Genomic DNA, 17,275 nt, shown 5'->3' with positions numbered 1-17,275 from the left:
GCACCGACAAGTTCGGCCACCTGGAGCATCGTCGGCGCGGGCAGGATCGAGCGGTCGTTGTCCGCCTCTTCGTTGGCATCGGCGAGCCGCGCCATCACGGTCTGGGCGATTGACAGCGACCCGGCGGTCAGGATGCCGAGGGGGCGATCCCCAGCCGGCTCGAACCGGAAGATCTTCCGATAGGTCGAAATGTTGCCGAGACGGGCCTTGGTCCTCGTCTCCGACAGCAGGACAACGCGCGCGTTGAGCAGCAATCCAACGCAGTAGGTCATGACCGAATCCTCTGGGGGCACCATGCACCCGCGCCCCCAGGCGCCCCGCCAGACAGGCAGCGCTGCGCCCCCGTCACTCTCCCGCCCCGAGCTGTTACAATTCGTAAGAATCCGGAAATCATCACGAAATGATTGACCATCAGCCTCACCCTGACCCTTAATGAGGCCAGACGCACGGGAGACGCGTCGGACCTCGCCAAGACGGGGTCACCGCCCGGAAGAGGAGCCGGGCGCATTGGGAGGAGACAACTTGGCTTACATGTCCGAGGGCGCGGAAGGTCTGCGCTCGATTCCGGCTCTGTTGCAGCGCAACGCCACCCGGTTCGGCACCCGTCCGGCCTATCGCGAGAAGGAATTCGGCATCTGGCAAAGCTGGAGCTGGTCCGAGGCCGAGACCGAGATCGAAGCCTTCGCGCTGGGTTTGCTGAACCTCGGCGTCGAGAAGGGCGACCACGTCGCGGTGATCGGCCGCAACCGGCCGACGCTCTACTGGTCAATGGTGGCGGCGCAGATGTGCGGCGCGGTGCCGGTGCCGCTCTACCAGGACGCGGCGGCGGAAGAGATGGAATACGCGCTGCAGCATTGCGGTGCCCGCTTCGTCATCGCCGCCGATCAGGAGCAGGTCGACAAGGTGATCGACATTCAGGACGACCTGCACCAGTTCGAGCACATGATCTATGTCGATCCGCGCGGCATGCGGAAATACGATCATCGCCGGCTGCACGAGTATTCGCATATCCAGAATCAGGGCCGCGCCGCCTATGACGAGTTCATCGGCGAGCTGACCGCGCGCCGCGAGAGTCTCGGCTACGATGACACCTGCGTGATGCTCTACACCTCGGGCACCACCGGCAAGCCCAAGGGCGTGGTGCTGTCGAACCGCAACATCATCGAGACCGCGAAGAACTCGGCCGAGTTCGACAAGCTGGGGCCGGGCGAGGAAGTGCTCGCCTACCTGCCCATGGCCTGGGTCGGCGATTTCATCTTCTCGATCGGGCAGGCCTACTGGACCGGCTTCTGCGTCAACTGTCCCGAGAGCGCCGAGACCATGATGACGGACCTGCGCGAAATCGCGCCGTCCTACTATTTCGCGCCGCCGCGGGTGTTCGAGACCCAGCTGACCCAGATCATGATCCGCATGGAAGACGCGGGCGCGCTGAAGCGCAAGATGTTCCACCACTTCATGGCCCATGCTCGCGAGGTCGGGCCGAAGATCCTTGATGGCAAGCCAGTGGGCCTGCTGGACCGGCTGAAATACGCGCTGGGCTCGGGGCTGGTCTACGGGCCGCTGAAGAACACGCTGGGCTTTTCCAACGTCCGCGTCGGCTACACCGCCGGCGAGGCGATCGGGCCGGAGATCTTCGATTTCTACCGGGCGCTCGGCATCAACCTCAAGCAGCTCTACGGCCAGACCGAGGCCTCGGTCTTCATCACCCAGCAGCCCGACAACGAGGTCCGGCCCGACACGGTGGGCGTGCCCTCGCCGGGGGTCGAGATCCGCATCGCCGAGAACGGCGAGGTGTTCTACCGCTCGCCGGGCGTGTTCGTGGAGTATTACAAGAACGCCGACAGCACCGCCGACACCAAGGATCCCGAGGGCTGGGTCGCCACCGGCGACGCGGGCTTCTTCGAGGAGGGCACCGGCCACCTGCGCATCATCGACCGCGCCAAGGACGTGGGCAAGATGGCCGACGGGGCGCTCTTCGCGCCCAAGTATGTGGAGAACAAGCTCAAGTTCTTCCCCAACATCCTCGAGGCGGTGGTCTTCGGGGCGGGCAAGGACCGCTGCACCGCTTTCATCAATATCGACCTGACCGCCGTGGGCAACTGGGCCGAGCGCAACAACATCGCTTATGCCTCCTACCAGGAGCTTGCCGGGCATCCCCAGGTGCTCGAGACGATCCGGGGCCATGTCGAGGAGGTCAATGCCAGCGTCGCCGAGGACGAGATGCTCTCGGGCTGCCAGATCCACCGCTTCCTGGTGCTGCACAAGGAGCTCGACGCCGATGATGGCGAGCTGACCCGCACCCGCAAGGTGCGGCGCAAGATCATCGCCGAGAAGTTCCACGACCTGGTGGCGGCGCTCTATGACGGCTCGGACAGCATCTACACCGAGACCGAAGTGACCTACGAGGACGGGCGCAAGGGCAAGATCCGCGCCACGCTCGCGATCATGGACGCGAAGACGGTGCCGGCGGCACCGCCCGCGATGGCGGCAGAATGATGGGGATGGCTGGACGGCGCTCTTGCTGCGCAAATCGCCCCGCCCGCCATCCCGCTGACCGGCGCACCCGCGGGGAGGGGCGCGCATGATGGACGGGACCGAACAGACACACTGGACGAATGACGAAAGGCAGGCGGCCGTGAAGGACAGCGAAGGCTACGTGACCGCGGACGGGCGGCAGATCGGCGGGGTGCTGATGGAGCTTCGCAACATCACCCTGCGCTTCGGCGGCGTGGTGGCGATCAAGGACATCTCCTTCGACATCCGCGAGGGCGAGATCCGGGCCATCATCGGCCCCAACGGCGCCGGCAAATCGTCGATGCTCAACATCATCTCGGGCTTCTACACGCCCTCCGAGGGCGAGCTCTGGTACAAGGGCGCCAAGCGGCCACCGATGAAACCCTACGAGGTGGCGCGGATGGGCGTGGCCCGCACCTTCCAGAACATCGCGCTGTTCGAGGGGATGTCGGTGCTCGACAACGTGATGACCGGGCGGCTCACGCATATGAATGCCGGCATCGCTTCGCAGGCACTGTGGTGGGGCAAGGCCCGCGACGAGGAGATCGCCAACCGCGAGGTGGTCGAGAAGGTGATCGACTTCCTCGAGATCCAGTCGATCCGCAAGACGCCGGTGGGGCGGCTGCCCTACGGCCTGAAAAAGCGCGTGGAGCTGGCCCGGGCGCTGGCGGCCGAACCCAGCATCCTGCTGCTCGACGAGCCGATGGCGGGCATGAATGTCGAGGAGAAGGAAGACATGTCGCGCTTCATCCTCGATGTGAACGACGAGTTCGGCACCACCATCTGCCTGATCGAGCATGACATGGGCGTGGTGATGGACCTGAGCGACCGCGTGGTGGTGATGGATTACGGCAAGAAGATCGGCGACGGCCCGCCCGACGAGGTGCGCGCGAACCAGGACGTGATCGACGCCTATCTCGGCGTGGCGCATTGAGGGACTGAGAGACATGCTGAACGACATCTTCATCAAGCCTTTCGTGGACATGTTCACGGCGCCCGACTTCCTGCTGCAGGTTCTGTGGGAGGGTCTGGTCTCGGGCATCCTCTACGCGCTGATCGCGCTGGGCTTCGTGCTGATCTTCCGGTCCTCGCGAATCTTCAACTTTGCGCAGGGCATCATGGTGGTGTTCGCCGCGCTGACCCTTGTCGGGCTGCACGCCATGGGCGTGCCGGCCTGGATCTGCGTGCTGCTCACGCTGGCGGTGATGTTTGGCCTCGCTGTCACCATCGAACGCGTGGTGCTGCGCCCGCTGGTGGGCCAGCCCGACATCATCCTGTTCATGGCAACCATCGGCATCACGCTGTTCCTGATCGGCCTCGGCGAGATCATCTTCGGCGGCGAGAACAAGGTGATGATCACCGAGGAACTGGGCATCCCCACGGACAGCGTCGTACTCGAGCCTTGGGGCGGCCTGCTGATCCTCGAGCAGAAGGATATCACCGCGGTGATCGTGGCGGCCCTGCTGGTGGTGGCGCTGCTGGCCTTCCTCAACAAGACCCGCATGGGCCGGGCGATCCGGGCGCTGGGGGACGATCACCAGGCGGCGCTGTCGGTGGGCATCTCGCTGCAGCAGATCTGGGTTCTGGTGTGGTTCATCGCCGGCATCATCGCGCTGGTCACGGGCATCGCCTGGGGCGCGCGGGCGGGCGTCAGCTTTGCCCTCGAGGTGATCGCCTACAAGGCGCTGCCGGTGCTGATGCTGGGTGGACTCGAATCGATCACCGGGGCCATCGTGGGTGGCCTGATGATCGGGATGCTCGAGAAGCTGTTCGAAATCTACTGGGGCCAGCCGCTGCTCGGGGGCAATACCGAGACCTGGTTCGCCTTCGTGCTGGCGCTGATCGTGCTGCTGTTCCGCCCGCAGGGGCTGTTCGGAGAACGCATCATCGAAAGGGTCTAGCGCCGGTCCGCGGCTCTGGCGCGCCAGACCCTCCGGGGGAGGGTCCGAGGCGCCAGAGGGCGGAGCCCCGGCAAGCCTTCGGGCAACGGACAGGTGAGAGCGGCGCAGGATGCGACCGGATCATCGCGACAGGGTGGAGCCCCCTTCAAGGCTCCGAGGAGACGGGTGGGTGGCGCCGGGAGGAGAGCTGGCGGCACCGCTGCAAGGGAGAAGAAAGAGATGGCGAAGCTGATCGCGATCCTCAACGTCACAGCCTGGGCCGGCTTCTGGGCCTTCGGCTATCTGGCCCTGACCGCCGACAGCGGTGCCGACGGGCAGATGGTCACGGCGCTGATCCTTGCCGCCATCGGCGGCGGGCTCGGGCTCTGGGCGTGGCTCTGGCTGGTGCGGCACAGCGAGGTGACGGGCTATGCCCCGGCGCCGAAGCGGGCCTACCCGGACGAGGATCTGCGGCTGCACGAAGGCAGTCTCTGACACCGCGATACGCGGCTCTGGAAACGACGATTTCGCGGCGGATCTTCCGACCGCACCGGGCCCCTGCGGCCTGACAACAAGGGAGAGGACCCGGGATGCTCTATCGCACGGCCGGACAATTCAAGACCAGCTACCAGGCCGATCAGGCGCTGTTTCCGGTGCGGCAGGACGCGTTCCTGCTGGCCGTCATCCTCGCCTTCGCATGGGTGATCTTCCCGCTGATGGCGAGCGAGTTTGCCTTCCAGACGCTGCTGATCCCGATCCTGATCTACTCGCTGGCCGCCCTCGGCCTGAACATCCTGACGGGCTATGCCGGCCAGCTCTCGCTCGGCACCGCGGCCTTCATGGGGGTGGGCGCCTATGCCTGCTACAAGATGGTCACGCTGATGCCGTGGCTGAACCCGGTGGTGGCGATCCTGTTCTCGGGCGTGTTCAGCGCCGGGGTGGGCGTGGCCTTCGGCATCCCCAGCCTGCGCATCAAGGGCTTCTACCTCGCCATCGCGACGCTGGCGGCGCAGTTCTTCCTGGTCTGGCTGTTCGAGAAATGGGGCTGGCTCTACAACTATAACGCCTCGGGCGCGATCCAGGTGCCGAACCTCGAGATGTTCGGTGTCTACGTCGCCGGCCCGCAGGCCTCGTCGACGGTGCAATACTACGTGGTGCTGGCCATCGTGACGTTGCTCACGCTGCTCTGCATCAACCTCACCCGCGGCAATCTGGGCCGCACGTGGAAGGCGACGCGCGACATGGACATCGCCGCCGAGCTCATCGGCATCAACCTGATGCGCTCCAAGCTCACCGCCTTTGCCGTCTCGTCCTACGTGGTCGGCGTGGCGGGCGCACTCTTCGTCTTCATGTGGCGCGGCGCGGCAGAGCCCAACCTGTTCGACATCCCGCTGAGCTTCCGCATCCTGTTCATCGCCATCATCGGTGGGCTGGGCTCGATCCTCGGCAACTATCTTGGCGCGATCCTGATCGTCGGCCTGCCGGTGGTGCTGAACACGCTGCCAGAGGCGCTGGGCATCCCGATCAGCTCGGCCACCGTCGAGCACCTGAACATCATGATCGTGGGCTCGCTCATCATCTTCTTCCTGATCATCGAACCGCACGGGCTCGCCCGGCTCTGGGCGCTGATCCGGGAGAAGCTCATCATCTGGCCCTTCCCGCACTGACGGGCCGGGCCGGCGCAAGATCATCGAATAAAAGGGAGGAGACTTTGACGATGAAGACTTTCACCAGGATCGCCGTGGCGGCGACGCTCGGCGCTGTCATGGGCACCACCGCCATGGCCGAGGGCCTCTACGCCCCGAACCTCGCCTACCGGACCGGCCCCTTCGCGGCCACCGGCATCCCGCTGATGAACGGTCAGGCCGATTACATGAACATGCTGAACGCCCGTGACGGCGGCATTGGCGGCGTGATGATCGACTTCGACGAATGCGAGACCGGCTATTCCACCGAAAAGGGCGTGGAGTGCTACGAGAAGACCAAGGGCAAGGCCATCGTGACCCAGCCGTGGTCGACCGGCATCACCCTGCAGGTGCTGCCCAAGTCCAATATCGACGAGATTCCGATCCTCGCCCCGGGCTACGGCTTCTCGCCGATGGCCGACGGGAAGGTCTTCCAGTGGGCCTTCAACACCCCGCTGAGCTACTGGGACGGCGCCTCGATCATCCTCAAGTACCTGCAGGATCAGGGCGACCTGAGCGGCAAGAAGATCGCCTTCCTGCATCTCGACCACCCGTTCGGCAAGGAGCCGCTGCCCTATCTCGAGCAGAAGGCCGAGGCGCAGGGCTTCGAACTGGTGCCGATCCCGGTCGGCCTCAAGGAGATGCAGAACCAGTCGGCGCAGTGGCTGCAGATCCGCCGCGAGCGTCCCGACTATGTCATCATGTGGGGCTGGGGCGCGATGAACGCGGGCGCCATCACCGAGGCCGTGAAGACCAAGTTCCCGATGGAGAACATGCTCGGCGTCTGGTGGTCGGGTCATGACGCCGACCTCAAGATCGTCGGCGAGGACGGCAAGGGCTACAAGTCGGTCAGCTGGTCGTTCCCGAACCCGGACGCGCCGGTCATGGCGGACGTCAAGCAGCACGTGGTCGATGCCGGCAACAGCCAGTCCAACGAGGAAGAGATGCAGGGCGTCTTCTACTCGCGCGGGCTGGTGATCTCGGCGATCCTCGCCGAGGGCATCGCAGTGGCGCAGGAGCATACCGGCAAGGCCGAGATCTCGCCCGCCGACCTGCGCTGGGGCCTCGAGAACCTGAACTTCACCGAGGAGCGTCTCGAAGAGCTCGGGATGACCGGCATGGTGCCGCCGTTCTCGACCTCGTGCTCGAACCACACCGGCCACTCCGGCGGCTGGATCCTCGAGTGGGACGGCGCGAAATTCGTCAAGGCCTCCGACCTGATCATGCCCGACAGCGAGGCGATTTCGGAGCTCGAGATGGCCAAGGCGCAGGAATACGCCGAGGCCAACGCACCCTGGCCGGTCAACGAAGACTGCGAGATGTGATCCGCACCCGTCCGGCGATGGCCTCGATCGTCGCCGGACATACCGACACTGATCCGTCCGGCGGCGGCCCGTTCGCCGCCTGACACACCGACACTGGAGAGACATGACATGCTGGACGCCGGTCAGACGCGCGAGACCCTGCTCGAGGTCAACAACATCGAGGTGATCTACAACCACGTGATCCTCGTGCTGAAGGGGGTGTCGCTCTCGGTGCCCAAGGGCGGCATCACCGCGCTGCTCGGTGGCAACGGGGCGGGCAAGACCACGACGCTCAAGGCGATCTCGAACCTGCTGCATTCCGAGCGCGGCGAGGTCACCAAGGGCACGATCAGCTATCGCGGCGAGCGGGTGCAGGATCTCGACCCGGCGGCGCTGGTGAAGAAAGGCGTCATCCAGGTGATGGAGGGCCGGCACTGCTTCGAGCACCTCACCGTCGAGGAAAACCTGATGACCGGGGCCTTCACCCGCAAGGACGGCAAGGGCGCGGTCGAGGCCGACCTGCAGATGGTGTACGACTACTTCCCGCGCCTCAAGGAACGCCGCAAGTCGCAGGCGGGCTACACCTCGGGCGGCGAGCAGCAGATGTGCGCCATCGGGCGGGCGCTGATGTCGCGCCCCGAGACCATCCTGCTCGACGAGCCCTCGATGGGCCTCGCGCCGCAGCTGGTGGAGCAGATCTTCGGCATCGTGAAGGCGGTCAACGAGGGCGAGGGCGTGTCGTTCCTGCTGGCCGAGCAGAACACCAACGTGGCGCTGCGCTTCGCCCATTACGGCTACATTCTCGAGAACGGGCGCGTGGTGATGGATGGTCCCGCCGCCGACCTGCGCGAAAACCCGGACGTGAAGGAATTCTATCTCGGCGTCTCGGACGAGGGCCGCAAGTCGTTCCGCGACGTGCGCTCCTATCGCCGCCGCAAGCGGTGGCTGGCGTGATCCGCGACCGGCGCGGCTGAGACATCTCAAGAGGGAGGGAGATGCGGTGCTTTCTTGCCCTGCCGATCCCGGAGCCTCTCCTGCCGCCGCTGATCGCGGTGCAGGAGGCGGTGCCGGTCGGCCGCGCGGTGCCGGAGGACAACCTGCACCTGACGCTGGCCTTCCTCGGGGACCGGCCAGAGGCCGAGCTGCGCGAGTTGCATCTGGTGCTCGGGCAGCGGGCGCTGCCGGCGGTGACGCTGGCGCTCTCGGGGCTGGCAACTTTCGGCGGGCGGCGGGTCAAGCTGCTGGCCGCCGAGGTGACGAAGGTGCCCGCGCTTGTCGCGCTGCAGCGCGAGGCGGTGCGGGCGGCCACGGCAGCGGGGATGGCGCTTCCGCGGGAGCGCTTTCGCCCGCACGTGACGCTCCTGCGCTTCGGCGCCGGGCTGCGCGACGCCGACCGGCCGCGGCTCGACGCCGCGCTGGCGCCGCTCGAGGGGCTGAGCACGGCACCCGAACCGGTCGCGGAGATGCGGCTGGTGGGCTCGACACTGACGCCCGAGGGGGCGGTTTACGACACGCTGGCGGAGTATCCGCTGGCGACAGGATCCGGGACGGGATGAGAGGGAGGCTCGGATGAGCAGCTACTACGACGAACTCGAAACGCGCAGCGCCGAGGCGCGCGCCGCGGCACTGGCCGAGGCCCTGCCGGAGCAGATTGCCCGCGCCAAGGGCCTGCCGGGCTATGCCGAGGCGCTGGCCGGGGTCGACCCCGCCAGGGTGACCGACCGCGCGGCGTTGGCGCGCCTGCCGGTGCTGCGCAAGTCGGACCTGGTCTCGGCGCAGGGGCCGGGGGCGCCGCTTGGCGGCTACGCCGCGAGGCCGGTGCATGGCTTTGCCCATGTCTTCCAGTCTCCGGGGCCGATCTATGAGCCGGGCGGCATCGAGCAGGACTGGTGGCGGCTCGGGCGCTTCCTGCATGCCTGCGGCATCGGGCAGGGCGACATCGTGCAGAATTGCTTCGGCTATCACCTGACACCCGCCGGGATGATCTTCGAGAACGGCGCCCGGGCAGTGGGGGCGGCGGTGCTGCCCGCCGGCACCGGCCAGACCGAGCTGCAGGCCCGCGCCGCGCATGATCTGGGCGTCACCGCCTATGCCGGCACGCCGGACTACCTCAAGCTGATCCTCGAGAAGGCCGACACGCTGGGTCTTGAGCTGAACATCACCCGGGCGGCGGTCTCGGGCGGGGCGCTGTTCCCATCGCTGCGTGCCTGGTACGCCGAGCGCGGCATCGCCTGCCGGCAATGCTATGCCACCGCCGATCTCGGCATGGTGGCCTACGAGAGCGAGGCGATGGAGGGGATGATCTGCGACGAGCGGGTGATCGTCGAGATCGTCACCCCGGGCACCGGCGATCCGGTCGCTCCGGGCGAGGTCGGCGAGGTGGTGGTGACCACGCTCAACCCCGACTACCCGCTGATCCGCTTCGCCACCGGCGACCTGTCGGCGGTGCTCGAGGGCGAGAGCCCCTGCGGGCGCAGCAACCTGCGCATCAAGGGCTGGATGGGCCGCGCTGACCAGACCACCAAGATCAAGGGCATGTTCGTGCGCCCCGAGCAGGTGGCGGCTCTGGTGGCACGCCACGACGAGATCGACCGGGCGCGGGTGGTGGCCAGCCGCGAGGGCGAGATGGACGTGCTGACCGTGCGCATCGAGACCAGTGCCGGCGACCCCGCGGCCTATGCCGGCACGGTGGCGGAGGTGCTGAAGCTCAAGGGCACGGTGGAACTTGTGCCGCCGGGCGGGCTGCCCCGCGATGGCGTGGTGATCGAGGACGCGCGGGTCTACGACTGAACTTTGCCGGGTGAGTGACGTGGGCCATGTGCTGCCGTCCCGGCGGGGCACCTGGGGGCGTGGGCGGAAGGGGGCGCTGCGCCCTGTCGCGCCGGAGGCGCGCGATCAAGAAAGAAGAGAGGGGGCGCTGCCCCCTCTTGTCCTGCGGCCAATTCACCCCCGAGGTATTTTTGAACCAAAGAAGACGGGGCGTCTGGTTGGCGGTCAGAGAAGGTCGAGCACCTTTTCTGGAGGGCGGCCGAGGATGGCGCGGGGGCCCTCGATGGCGAGCGGGCGTTCGATGAGCCTGGGCTCGGCGGCCATGGCGCGCAGCAAGGTGTCGTCGTCGGCGTCCTTGCTCAGGCCCAGCTCGCGGAAGGCGGGCTCCTTGCTGCGCATCATCTCGATCGCCGGCAGGTTCAGGGCGGTCCGGGCCGCCTTGAGCTCCTCGTAGGTGGGGGCGTCCTCGAGATATTTGCGGATCTCGGGTCGGACGCCTTGTGCCTCCAGAAGCTTGAGCGCCTCGCGCGATTTCGAGCAGCGCGGGTTGTGCCAGAGGATCACAGCCAATCCTCCCGGCCCGTGCCCACCGCCTCGGCGACGCTGGCAAAGCCGTCGCGTTGCAGAAGCGCGTCGAGGCCGCGCACGATCTCGGGCACGAGGCTCATGCCGCCGAACACCAGTGCGGTGTAGACCTGCACCGCCGACGCGCCGGCGCGGATCTTGGCATAGGCCTGTTCCGCCGAGCCCACGCCGCCGACGCCGATCAGCGGCAGCCTGCCCTCGGTCAGCTGCGACAGCCGCGCCAGAACGCGGGTCGATTTCTCGAACAGCGGCTGGCCCGAGAGCCCGCCCGCCTGCGCCGCGAAGGGCGAGCTCAGCCCCTCGCGCGAGAGGGTGGTGTTGGTGGCGATGATGCCGTCGATGCCGGAGGCCAGCGCCACCTCGGCCACGTCCGTCAGCCCGGCCTCGTCGAGATCGGGGGCGATCTTAAGGAACACCGGGATCGGTTTGGCCAGCCCGTCGCGTGCCGCGAGCACGCCGGCGAGCAGCGCCGACAGAGCATCCTTGCCCTGCAGGTCGCGCAGCTTCTCGGTATTGGGCGAGCTCACGTTGACCGTGGCGAAGTCCAGATCGCCACCGCAGCGTGCCAGCACCTGCGCGAAATCCGCGGCGCGGTCGTCGCTGTCCTTGTTGGCGCCGAGATTGAGCCCCAGCACCATGTCGCGCGGGCGATGTGCCAGCCGGCCGGCGATTGCCTCCATGCCGTCATTGTTGAAGCCGAACCGGTTGATCGCCGCCTGCTCCTGCGTCAGGCGGAACAGCCGCGGCTTGGGGTTTCCGGGCTGCGGGCGTGGCGTGGCGGCGCCGACCTCCACGAAGCCGAAGCCGGATTTCGCCAGACCGGGCAGCGCCTCGGCGTTCTTGTCGAACCCGGCGGCAAGCCCGACCGGGTTGGCAAGCGAAAGACCGGCAACGCTGCAGCGCAGGCGCTCGGAGGTCAGGGGGCCCGCCGACGGGGCCAAGCCCGTCTTGAGCGCCAGCATCGCGAGGCCATGCGCGGCCTCGGGATCGATGCGGTGCAGCACCGCCAGACCGGCGCGTTCGATCAGGCTCATGTCATGTCATCCGGGAAGATATGACCGCCGAGGCCGAGCGGCAGCGGACGCGACCAGCGCACGTCGGCGAGCTTCAGGGGGCCGTAGAGATGCGGGAACAAGGCACCACCGCGCGACGGCTCCCACTTGAGGGCCTCGCCGAGATCGTCCGCCTCGAAGGCGAGGATGTAGAGCCCGTCACCGCCGGCAAAATGCTTGGCAGCGGTTTCGCGCACCTGCGCGAGGGTCGAGAAATGGATATAGCCATCGGCCTCGTCCACCGGAGCACCGGTGGTCTCGGCCTCTGCCTGCAGCGCGGCCCATTCCCCGGACCTCAGGATTTTGTAGATCAGCATGGTCCCCAGATGACCGCGAACGCCGCGCCGGTCAATCCCCGGCGGCGTCGTTGCCTGTCAAAGCCAGCGGCCGCAATGGCGGTGAATGCGGGGAATGATGACCCAGATCATCGTGACGACGATGATCGGCACCATCACGAGGTTGCGCTGCCAGATCTCCCAGCCGACGGTGAGCGGGGCGAGGGCATAGATCAGCGCGGTCACCAGCGGGTAGACCCCGAGAAAGACGAAGATCGCGAGCCGGGCGCGGGAGGGAGGACGGGCGGCAACGGTCATGTACGGATCCTTGGTAGCGCAGGTATTTGAACGGAACGTATCGTTTCTATAGGGGCTGGCCTCGGTGCTTGTAAAGACGTAAGACGGGAAAAAAAGACCGGATCCATCGCCAATGACCGAAAAACGAGCCTCCATCGGCGCCCGCCGCAATCCCGAGACCGAGGCCGCGGTGCTCGACGCCGCCGAGGCGCTGGTCGAGGAGAAGGGCATTTCCGGGCTCAGCATGGAGGCCGTGGCCAGGCGCGCCCGCGCCGGCAAGGCGACTCTCTACCGCTGGTGGCCGACCCGCGGCGCGCTGCTGATGGCGGTCTACCAGCGCCAGAAGCGCATCGCGGGTTATCCCGATACCGGCACGCTCGAGGGCGACGTGAAGGGGGTGCTCGACACGCTCTTCGCGCATTGGGGGCGTCCCGAGGGCCGCATCTTCCGCCACATCATCGCGGCATCGCAGGCGGACCCGGATGTCCTCGAGGCGCTGGAGGCCTACCGGCTCGGGCGGCTCGAGAGCCTCTCGGTGCTGTTCGAGCGGGCGCAGGCGCGCGGGGAGCTTTCCGGAGAGGTCCCCGCGCGGGACATGGCACGGGCGGTGATGGCGATGGCGTGGCTGCACCTCCTGGTCGACCGGCTCGACGCCGATACCGCGGGCATGGCCCGTACGCTGGTGCGGGGCTGGACCGTCCCATAGCGCGCGAAACGAAGCGCCCCGAATAGGCGCTGCCGCCCTGCTGCGACGGGCGGGCGCTACGTAAGGTGAAGCCGTGCTTTGACTCACTCGCGGAAGCGTTGCAACAATCCTGTCATAATAACGCCCACAGAGAGGTTTCCCCGATGAATTTCCGTCTGCTGACCAGTGCCGCCGCGCTTGCGCTTACCGCCGGCGCTGCGAGCGCCGAGTATTCGCTGACCATTCTTCACACCAACGATTTCCATTCCCGCTTCGAGCCGATCAGCAAGTACGACTCGACCTGTGGTGAAGAGGACAACGCCGCGGGCGAGTGCTTCGGCGGCTCCGCCCGCCTCGTGACCGCGCTCGAAGAGGCCAAGGGCCGGCTCGACAACTACCTGCTGGTGGATGGCGGCGACCAGTTTCAGGGCACGCTGTTCTACACCTATTACAAGGGCAAGCTCGCCGCCGAAATGATGAACAAGATGGGCTACGACGCGATGACCGTGGGCAACCACGAGTTCGACGACGGCCCCGAGGTGCTGCGCGGCTTCGTCGATTCGGTCGAGTTCCCGGTGCTGATGTCGAATGCCGATGTCTCGGGCGAGCCGCTGCTGGCCGATGCGATCATGAAGTCGACCATCATCGAGAAGAACGGCGAGAAGATCGGCCTCATCGGCCTGACCCCGCAGGACACCGACGAGCTTGCCTCGCCGGGGCCGAACGTCATCTTCACGCCCCCCGCCGACGCGGTGCAGGGCGAGGTCGACAAGCTGACCGAAGAGGGCGTGAACAAGATCATCGTGCTGTCGCACTCGGGCTACAAGGTCGATCTCGCGGTCGCCGAGAACACCACCGGCGTGGACGTGATCGTCGGCGGCCACTCCAACACCCTGCTGGGCGAGATGGACGGGGCCGAGGGCCCCTATCCCACCATGGTGGGCGACACCGCGATCGTCTCGGCCTACGCCTATGGCAAGTTCCTGGGCGAGCTCAGCGTAACCTTCGACGATGACGGTACTGTCACCGAAGCCTCCGGGGCACCGCTGGTCATGGATGCCAGCGTCACCGAGGACGAGACCACCAAGTCGCGCATCGCCGAGGCCGCGGCTCCGCTCGACGAGATCCGCAACGAAATCGTCGCCGAGACCGCCGAGGAGATCGTCGGAGCCCGCGATGTCTGTCGGGCAATGGAATGTTCGATGGGCAACCTCGTGGCCGATGCCATGCTCGACCGTGTCCAGGATCAGGGCATCCAGATTGCCATCGCCAACAGCGGCGGCCTGCGCGCCTCGATCGACGCGGGCGAGGTCACCATGGGCGAGGTGCTGACGGTGCTGCCGTTCCAGAACACCCTCTCGACCTTCCAGATCACCGGCGCGACGCTGGTGGAGGCGCTTGAGAACGGCGTCAGCCAGATGGAGGAAGGCGCAGGCCGCTTCCCGCAGGTGGCGGGCATGTCGTTCAGCGTCGATCCCTCCGCCGAGCCGGGCAGCCGAATCTCGGAGGTCATGGTCGGCGGCGAGCCGGTCGACCCCGAAGCCACCTACGGCGCGGTGTCGAACAACTACGTGCGCAACGGGGGCGATGGCTACAAGATGTTCGTCGATGCCGAGAACGCCTATGACTTCGGCCCCGACCTTGCGGATGTGACGGCGGAGTACCTCGCCGCCAACGCGCCCTACGCGCCCTATACCGACGGTCGAATCACCGTGATGGAATAAGTCTCCCGAACGGAGCTTGTTGACCGGGCGCGCGGCTTGACCACCGCGCGCCCCTTGCATGCGTGCAGGGGGCCTTTCGCCGAAAGACGTTCCGCAAACCGGGCCTGGCCGCAGGGGCCGGACTGCCTCCGGCGGGAGTATTTTTGACGAAGAGAAGCCAGGAGCGCAGCGCCCCTGAGGTTCTTCTGGCCTGAAATATCCCGGGGGAGGCCGCGCCTCGCGCGGACGGGGGCAGCGCCCCCATCGTGGCGCACCCGTGCCGCGACGTCTCGCGGATCCGCCGATAGCCATGCGATCACGGCGCTGTTAAGGCAGGGCGCATGAAGGATTTCGACAAGTCGCGCTCCGCCGGCTACCTCGCCAATCACCAGGCCCGGCTCTTTGCCCAGGCGCTGGCCGAGCGCATCAACCCCATGGGGCTGGCGCCGGCGCAGTTCCAGTGCCTGCTCGAGCTCTGGCGCGAGGATGGGCTGACCCAGCGCGACTTGGTGCAGCGGCTGGATGTCGAACAGGCGACCATGGCCAACACGCTCAAGCGCATGGAGCGCGACGGGCTGATCGAGCGCCGCGCCCACGCGGGCGACGCCCGCGCCCGCACCATCCATCTGACCGAGCGCGCCCGCGATCTGCAGGGGCCGGCCCAGGCCGAGGCGCAGGCGGTCAACGCCCGCGCCACCGCCGAGATGAGCGACGAGGAGCGCACAGCCTTCCTCGACCTGATGACCCGGGCCGTCGACGCGCTGCGCAAGTAAGCCCCGAGACGGGCTGGAAGCGGGGCCCGAACTGCGGCATCCTTGCGGTCCATGCCACCCGGCCCATGCGCCGGTTCAGGAGACGCCGATGGATCATCCGCTGATCGACCTGATCAACGCCCGCATCGCAAAGGCCGAAGGGGAGGGCGCCTTCGACAACCTGCCCGGTGCCGGCAGGCCTCTGCCTGCCTGCGACGATCCCGAGGCGGCGGTGATGACCCGTATCCTGAAGGACAACGGCGCGGTGCCCGAGTTCGTCTCGCTCTCGCGCGAGCTGTCAAGGCTTCGCGAGGCGTTGCGCGACACCGCCGACCGCAGCGAGCGGCGGCGGATGATGCAGGACATGTCGCTGCTCGAGGCGAAGATCGAGATCGCCCGCAAGGCGCGCTGAGGCTTGGACAATCTCCAAGCGCCGTGGCAGGGTCGCGGCCGCATCAAGGAGGGCCGCGCCGGATGGTCAGCGTCAAGGAACAGTACGAAGCCTTTCCCTATCCCGAGCGCGATCCCGAGGACGAGAAGACCCGGCTGATCACCGGCTCGCCGTCGCACCCGCTCGAGATGGATCACTTCCTGTGGCGCGGCAAGCGCGACTGGTCGCAGCCGCTCAAGGTGCTGGTCGCCGGCGGCGGAACCGGCGACGGGCTGATCCAACTCGCCACGCTGCTCGACAAGGCCGGCGCCGCGGCCGAGATCACCTATCTCGACCTCTCCACCGCCTCGCGCGCTGTGGCCGAGGCGCGCGCGGCGATGCGCGGCCTGACCAACATCAGCTTCCACACTGCCAGCCTGCTCGACGCGGCCGAATACGGGGCGTTCGACTATATCGACTGCTGCGGCGTGCTGCATCATCTGCCCGATCCGGCCGAGGGCTTCCGCGCCCTGCGCGCCGCTCTGGCGCCCGGGGGCGGGCTCGGCTTCATGGTCTACGCGCCCTATGGCCGCTCGGGCGTCTACGCGCTGCAGGAGGCCTTCGGCGCGCTCTTCGAGGGGCTGCCCGCGGCAGAGCGGCTGGAGCGGGCCAAGACCATTGCCGCGACCTTGCCCGAGGGCCATCCCTTCGCCAGCAACCGCAATCTCGGCGATCACCACAAGAGCGACGCCGGCTTCTACGACCTGCTGCTGCACGGTCAGGATCGCGCCTTCAGCGTGCCCGAGCTGCTCGGGGTGCTGGGCGAAACCGGCTGGGATCTTGCCTCCTTCACCACGCCTGCGATCTACGATCTCGGGCAGATCGCCGAGGTTCCCGAGGGCATGGACCGCGCGCAGCAGATGGCGGTGGCCGAGAAGCTGCGTGGTACCATCCGCATGCACACCGCCTATGCCGTGCCACAGGGCACCGGGACGACCATCGCCAAGGGCACCGACCGCAGCCTCGTGCCGCACCTGCGTGGCGTGCAGCGGCAGCCGCTGGCCAAGGCCGTGGCGCAGGGGCGCAGCCTGCCGCTGCGCATCGGCCAGCTCTCGGCCGAGATCACCCTGCCGCGCGGTGCGGCGCCGGTGCTGGCGGCGATCGACGGGCGGCGCAACCTGACCGAGATCGCCCGCGCGGCGCGCTTCGACGCGCTGGGATTCGGCACCGTCTGGGCGCAGGTCGAGGCGGCGCTGGCGCCATGGGGGCTGTTGCTCTATTCGGGATTGCTGCGTACGGGCGGGCATGCGCCCAAGTGACTGCCGCGCGCGTCGGAACGTTGCGTCGTGACGGGGCTGCCGTAACGTCCCTGTGCCTTGCGCCGACGGCCGTTCCTTCTCAGAC

At 67.3% G+C, this 17,275-nt stretch carries 19 protein-coding genes; 14 read left to right on the top strand and 5 right to left on the bottom strand.

Annotated features, from left to right (window positions below; genetic code table 11):
- A partial coding sequence (locus R2601_RS26925) for an Ntn hydrolase family protein (protein ID WP_007794522.1) occupies positions 1-272 on the bottom strand: 272 nt, incomplete at its 3' end.
- Between the two features lie 259 nt (positions 273-531).
- Between R2601_RS26925 and R2601_RS05040 the strand changes: the two genes are divergently transcribed.
- From R2601_RS05040 to R2601_RS05000, 9 genes are all read left to right on the top strand, one after another.
- Entirely contained in the window at positions 532-2,496 is a 1,965-nt protein-coding gene (locus R2601_RS05040; RefSeq protein ID WP_007794519.1) for an AMP-binding protein, read from the top strand.
- Between the two features lie 88 nt (positions 2,497-2,584).
- Positions 2,585-3,448, top strand: a complete 864-nt coding sequence (locus R2601_RS05035) for an ABC transporter ATP-binding protein (RefSeq protein WP_050768432.1) — start codon at positions 2,585-2,587, stop codon at positions 3,446-3,448.
- A gap of 13 nt (positions 3,449-3,461) precedes the next feature.
- On the top strand, positions 3,462-4,415 hold the full coding sequence (locus R2601_RS05030; RefSeq protein WP_007794515.1) for a branched-chain amino acid ABC transporter permease: 954 nt from the start codon (positions 3,462-3,464) through the stop codon (positions 4,413-4,415).
- Between the two features lie 219 nt (positions 4,416-4,634).
- Positions 4,635-4,889: a hypothetical protein gene (locus tag R2601_RS05025; protein WP_007794512.1), complete on the top strand. Its 255-nt coding sequence runs from the start codon at positions 4,635-4,637 to the stop codon at positions 4,887-4,889.
- Positions 4,890-4,984: 95 nt separating this feature from the next.
- The gene (locus tag R2601_RS05020; RefSeq protein ID WP_007794509.1) at positions 4,985-6,061 is read left to right on the top strand and encodes a branched-chain amino acid ABC transporter permease; all 1,077 of its coding nucleotides are present in this window, start codon (positions 4,985-4,987) and stop codon (positions 6,059-6,061) included.
- Between the two features lie 50 nt (positions 6,062-6,111).
- Positions 6,112-7,404 (top strand): ABC transporter substrate-binding protein, encoded by a 1,293-nt coding sequence (locus tag R2601_RS05015; RefSeq protein ID WP_007794506.1) that lies wholly within the window; start codon positions 6,112-6,114, stop codon positions 7,402-7,404.
- 108 nt (positions 7,405-7,512) lie between these two features.
- Positions 7,513-8,337 (top strand): ABC transporter ATP-binding protein, encoded by an 825-nt coding sequence (locus tag R2601_RS05010; RefSeq protein WP_007794500.1) that lies wholly within the window; start codon positions 7,513-7,515, stop codon positions 8,335-8,337.
- Between the two features lie 41 nt (positions 8,338-8,378).
- A complete protein-coding gene (gene thpR, locus R2601_RS05005) occupies positions 8,379-8,939 on the top strand; it encodes an RNA 2',3'-cyclic phosphodiesterase (protein WP_007794498.1) in 561 nt (186 codons plus the stop codon).
- A 13-nt stretch (positions 8,940-8,952) separates the two neighbouring features.
- A complete protein-coding gene (locus tag R2601_RS05000; RefSeq protein ID WP_007794495.1) occupies positions 8,953-10,173 on the top strand; it encodes a phenylacetate--CoA ligase family protein in 1,221 nt (406 codons plus the stop codon).
- Positions 10,174-10,377: 204 nt separating this feature from the next.
- Here R2601_RS05000 and arsC read toward each other — a convergent pair whose 3' ends face one another.
- The 4 genes from arsC to R2601_RS04980 are packed head-to-tail and all read right to left on the bottom strand — an operon-like array spanning position 10,378 to position 12,382.
- Entirely contained in the window at positions 10,378-10,716 is a 339-nt protein-coding gene (gene arsC / locus R2601_RS04995) for an arsenate reductase (glutaredoxin) (protein ID WP_007794491.1), read from the bottom strand.
- Positions 10,713-11,771 carry a quinone-dependent dihydroorotate dehydrogenase gene (locus R2601_RS04990; RefSeq protein WP_007794489.1) on the bottom strand — a complete coding sequence of 353 codons (1,059 nt, stop codon included), beginning with the start codon at positions 11,769-11,771 and terminating at the stop codon, positions 10,713-10,715. The genes arsC and R2601_RS04990 overlap by 4 nt, the downstream gene beginning before the upstream one ends.
- On the bottom strand, positions 11,768-12,106 hold the full coding sequence (locus tag R2601_RS04985) for a DUF952 domain-containing protein (RefSeq protein ID WP_007794486.1): 339 nt from the start codon (positions 12,104-12,106) through the stop codon (positions 11,768-11,770). Before R2601_RS04985 ends, R2601_RS04990 begins: the two co-directional genes overlap by 4 nt.
- Before the next feature lie 57 nt (positions 12,107-12,163).
- Positions 12,164-12,382 (bottom strand): putative antibiotic biosynthesis monooxygenase, encoded by a 219-nt coding sequence (locus tag R2601_RS04980; RefSeq protein WP_007794484.1) that lies wholly within the window; start codon positions 12,380-12,382, stop codon positions 12,164-12,166.
- Between the two features lie 112 nt (positions 12,383-12,494).
- Here R2601_RS04980 and R2601_RS04975 point away from each other — a divergent pair, with 112 nt between their 5' ends.
- The 5 genes from R2601_RS04975 to R2601_RS04955 all read left to right on the top strand — a co-directional run bounded on the left by R2601_RS04975 (position 12,495) and on the right by R2601_RS04955 (position 17,190).
- Positions 12,495-13,067, top strand: a complete 573-nt coding sequence (locus tag R2601_RS04975) for a TetR/AcrR family transcriptional regulator (RefSeq protein ID WP_007794481.1) — start codon at positions 12,495-12,497, stop codon at positions 13,065-13,067.
- A gap of 143 nt (positions 13,068-13,210) precedes the next feature.
- A complete protein-coding gene (locus R2601_RS04970) occupies positions 13,211-14,770 on the top strand; it encodes a bifunctional metallophosphatase/5'-nucleotidase (RefSeq protein ID WP_007794478.1) in 1,560 nt (519 codons plus the stop codon).
- 320 nt (positions 14,771-15,090) lie between these two features.
- Positions 15,091-15,522: a MarR family winged helix-turn-helix transcriptional regulator gene (locus R2601_RS04965; RefSeq protein ID WP_007794476.1), complete on the top strand. Its 432-nt coding sequence runs from the start codon at positions 15,091-15,093 to the stop codon at positions 15,520-15,522.
- 88 nt (positions 15,523-15,610) lie between these two features.
- Positions 15,611-15,913, top strand: coding sequence for a DnaJ family domain-containing protein (locus R2601_RS04960; RefSeq protein WP_007794474.1), 303 nt, complete (start codon positions 15,611-15,613; stop codon positions 15,911-15,913).
- Positions 15,914-15,975: 62 nt separating this feature from the next.
- A complete protein-coding gene (locus tag R2601_RS04955) occupies positions 15,976-17,190 on the top strand; it encodes a class I SAM-dependent methyltransferase (protein WP_007794470.1) in 1,215 nt (404 codons plus the stop codon).
- Positions 17,191-17,275: the final 85 nt, after the last annotated feature.

Origin of the sequence: Salipiger bermudensis HTCC2601 (assembly GCF_000153725.1) — a bacterium.
GTDB classification, from domain to species: Bacteria; Pseudomonadota; Alphaproteobacteria; order Rhodobacterales; family Rhodobacteraceae; genus Salipiger; species Salipiger bermudensis.
The sequence above is the reverse complement of the archived record's forward strand: the minus strand, read 5'-3'. Positions and strand labels throughout refer to the sequence as shown.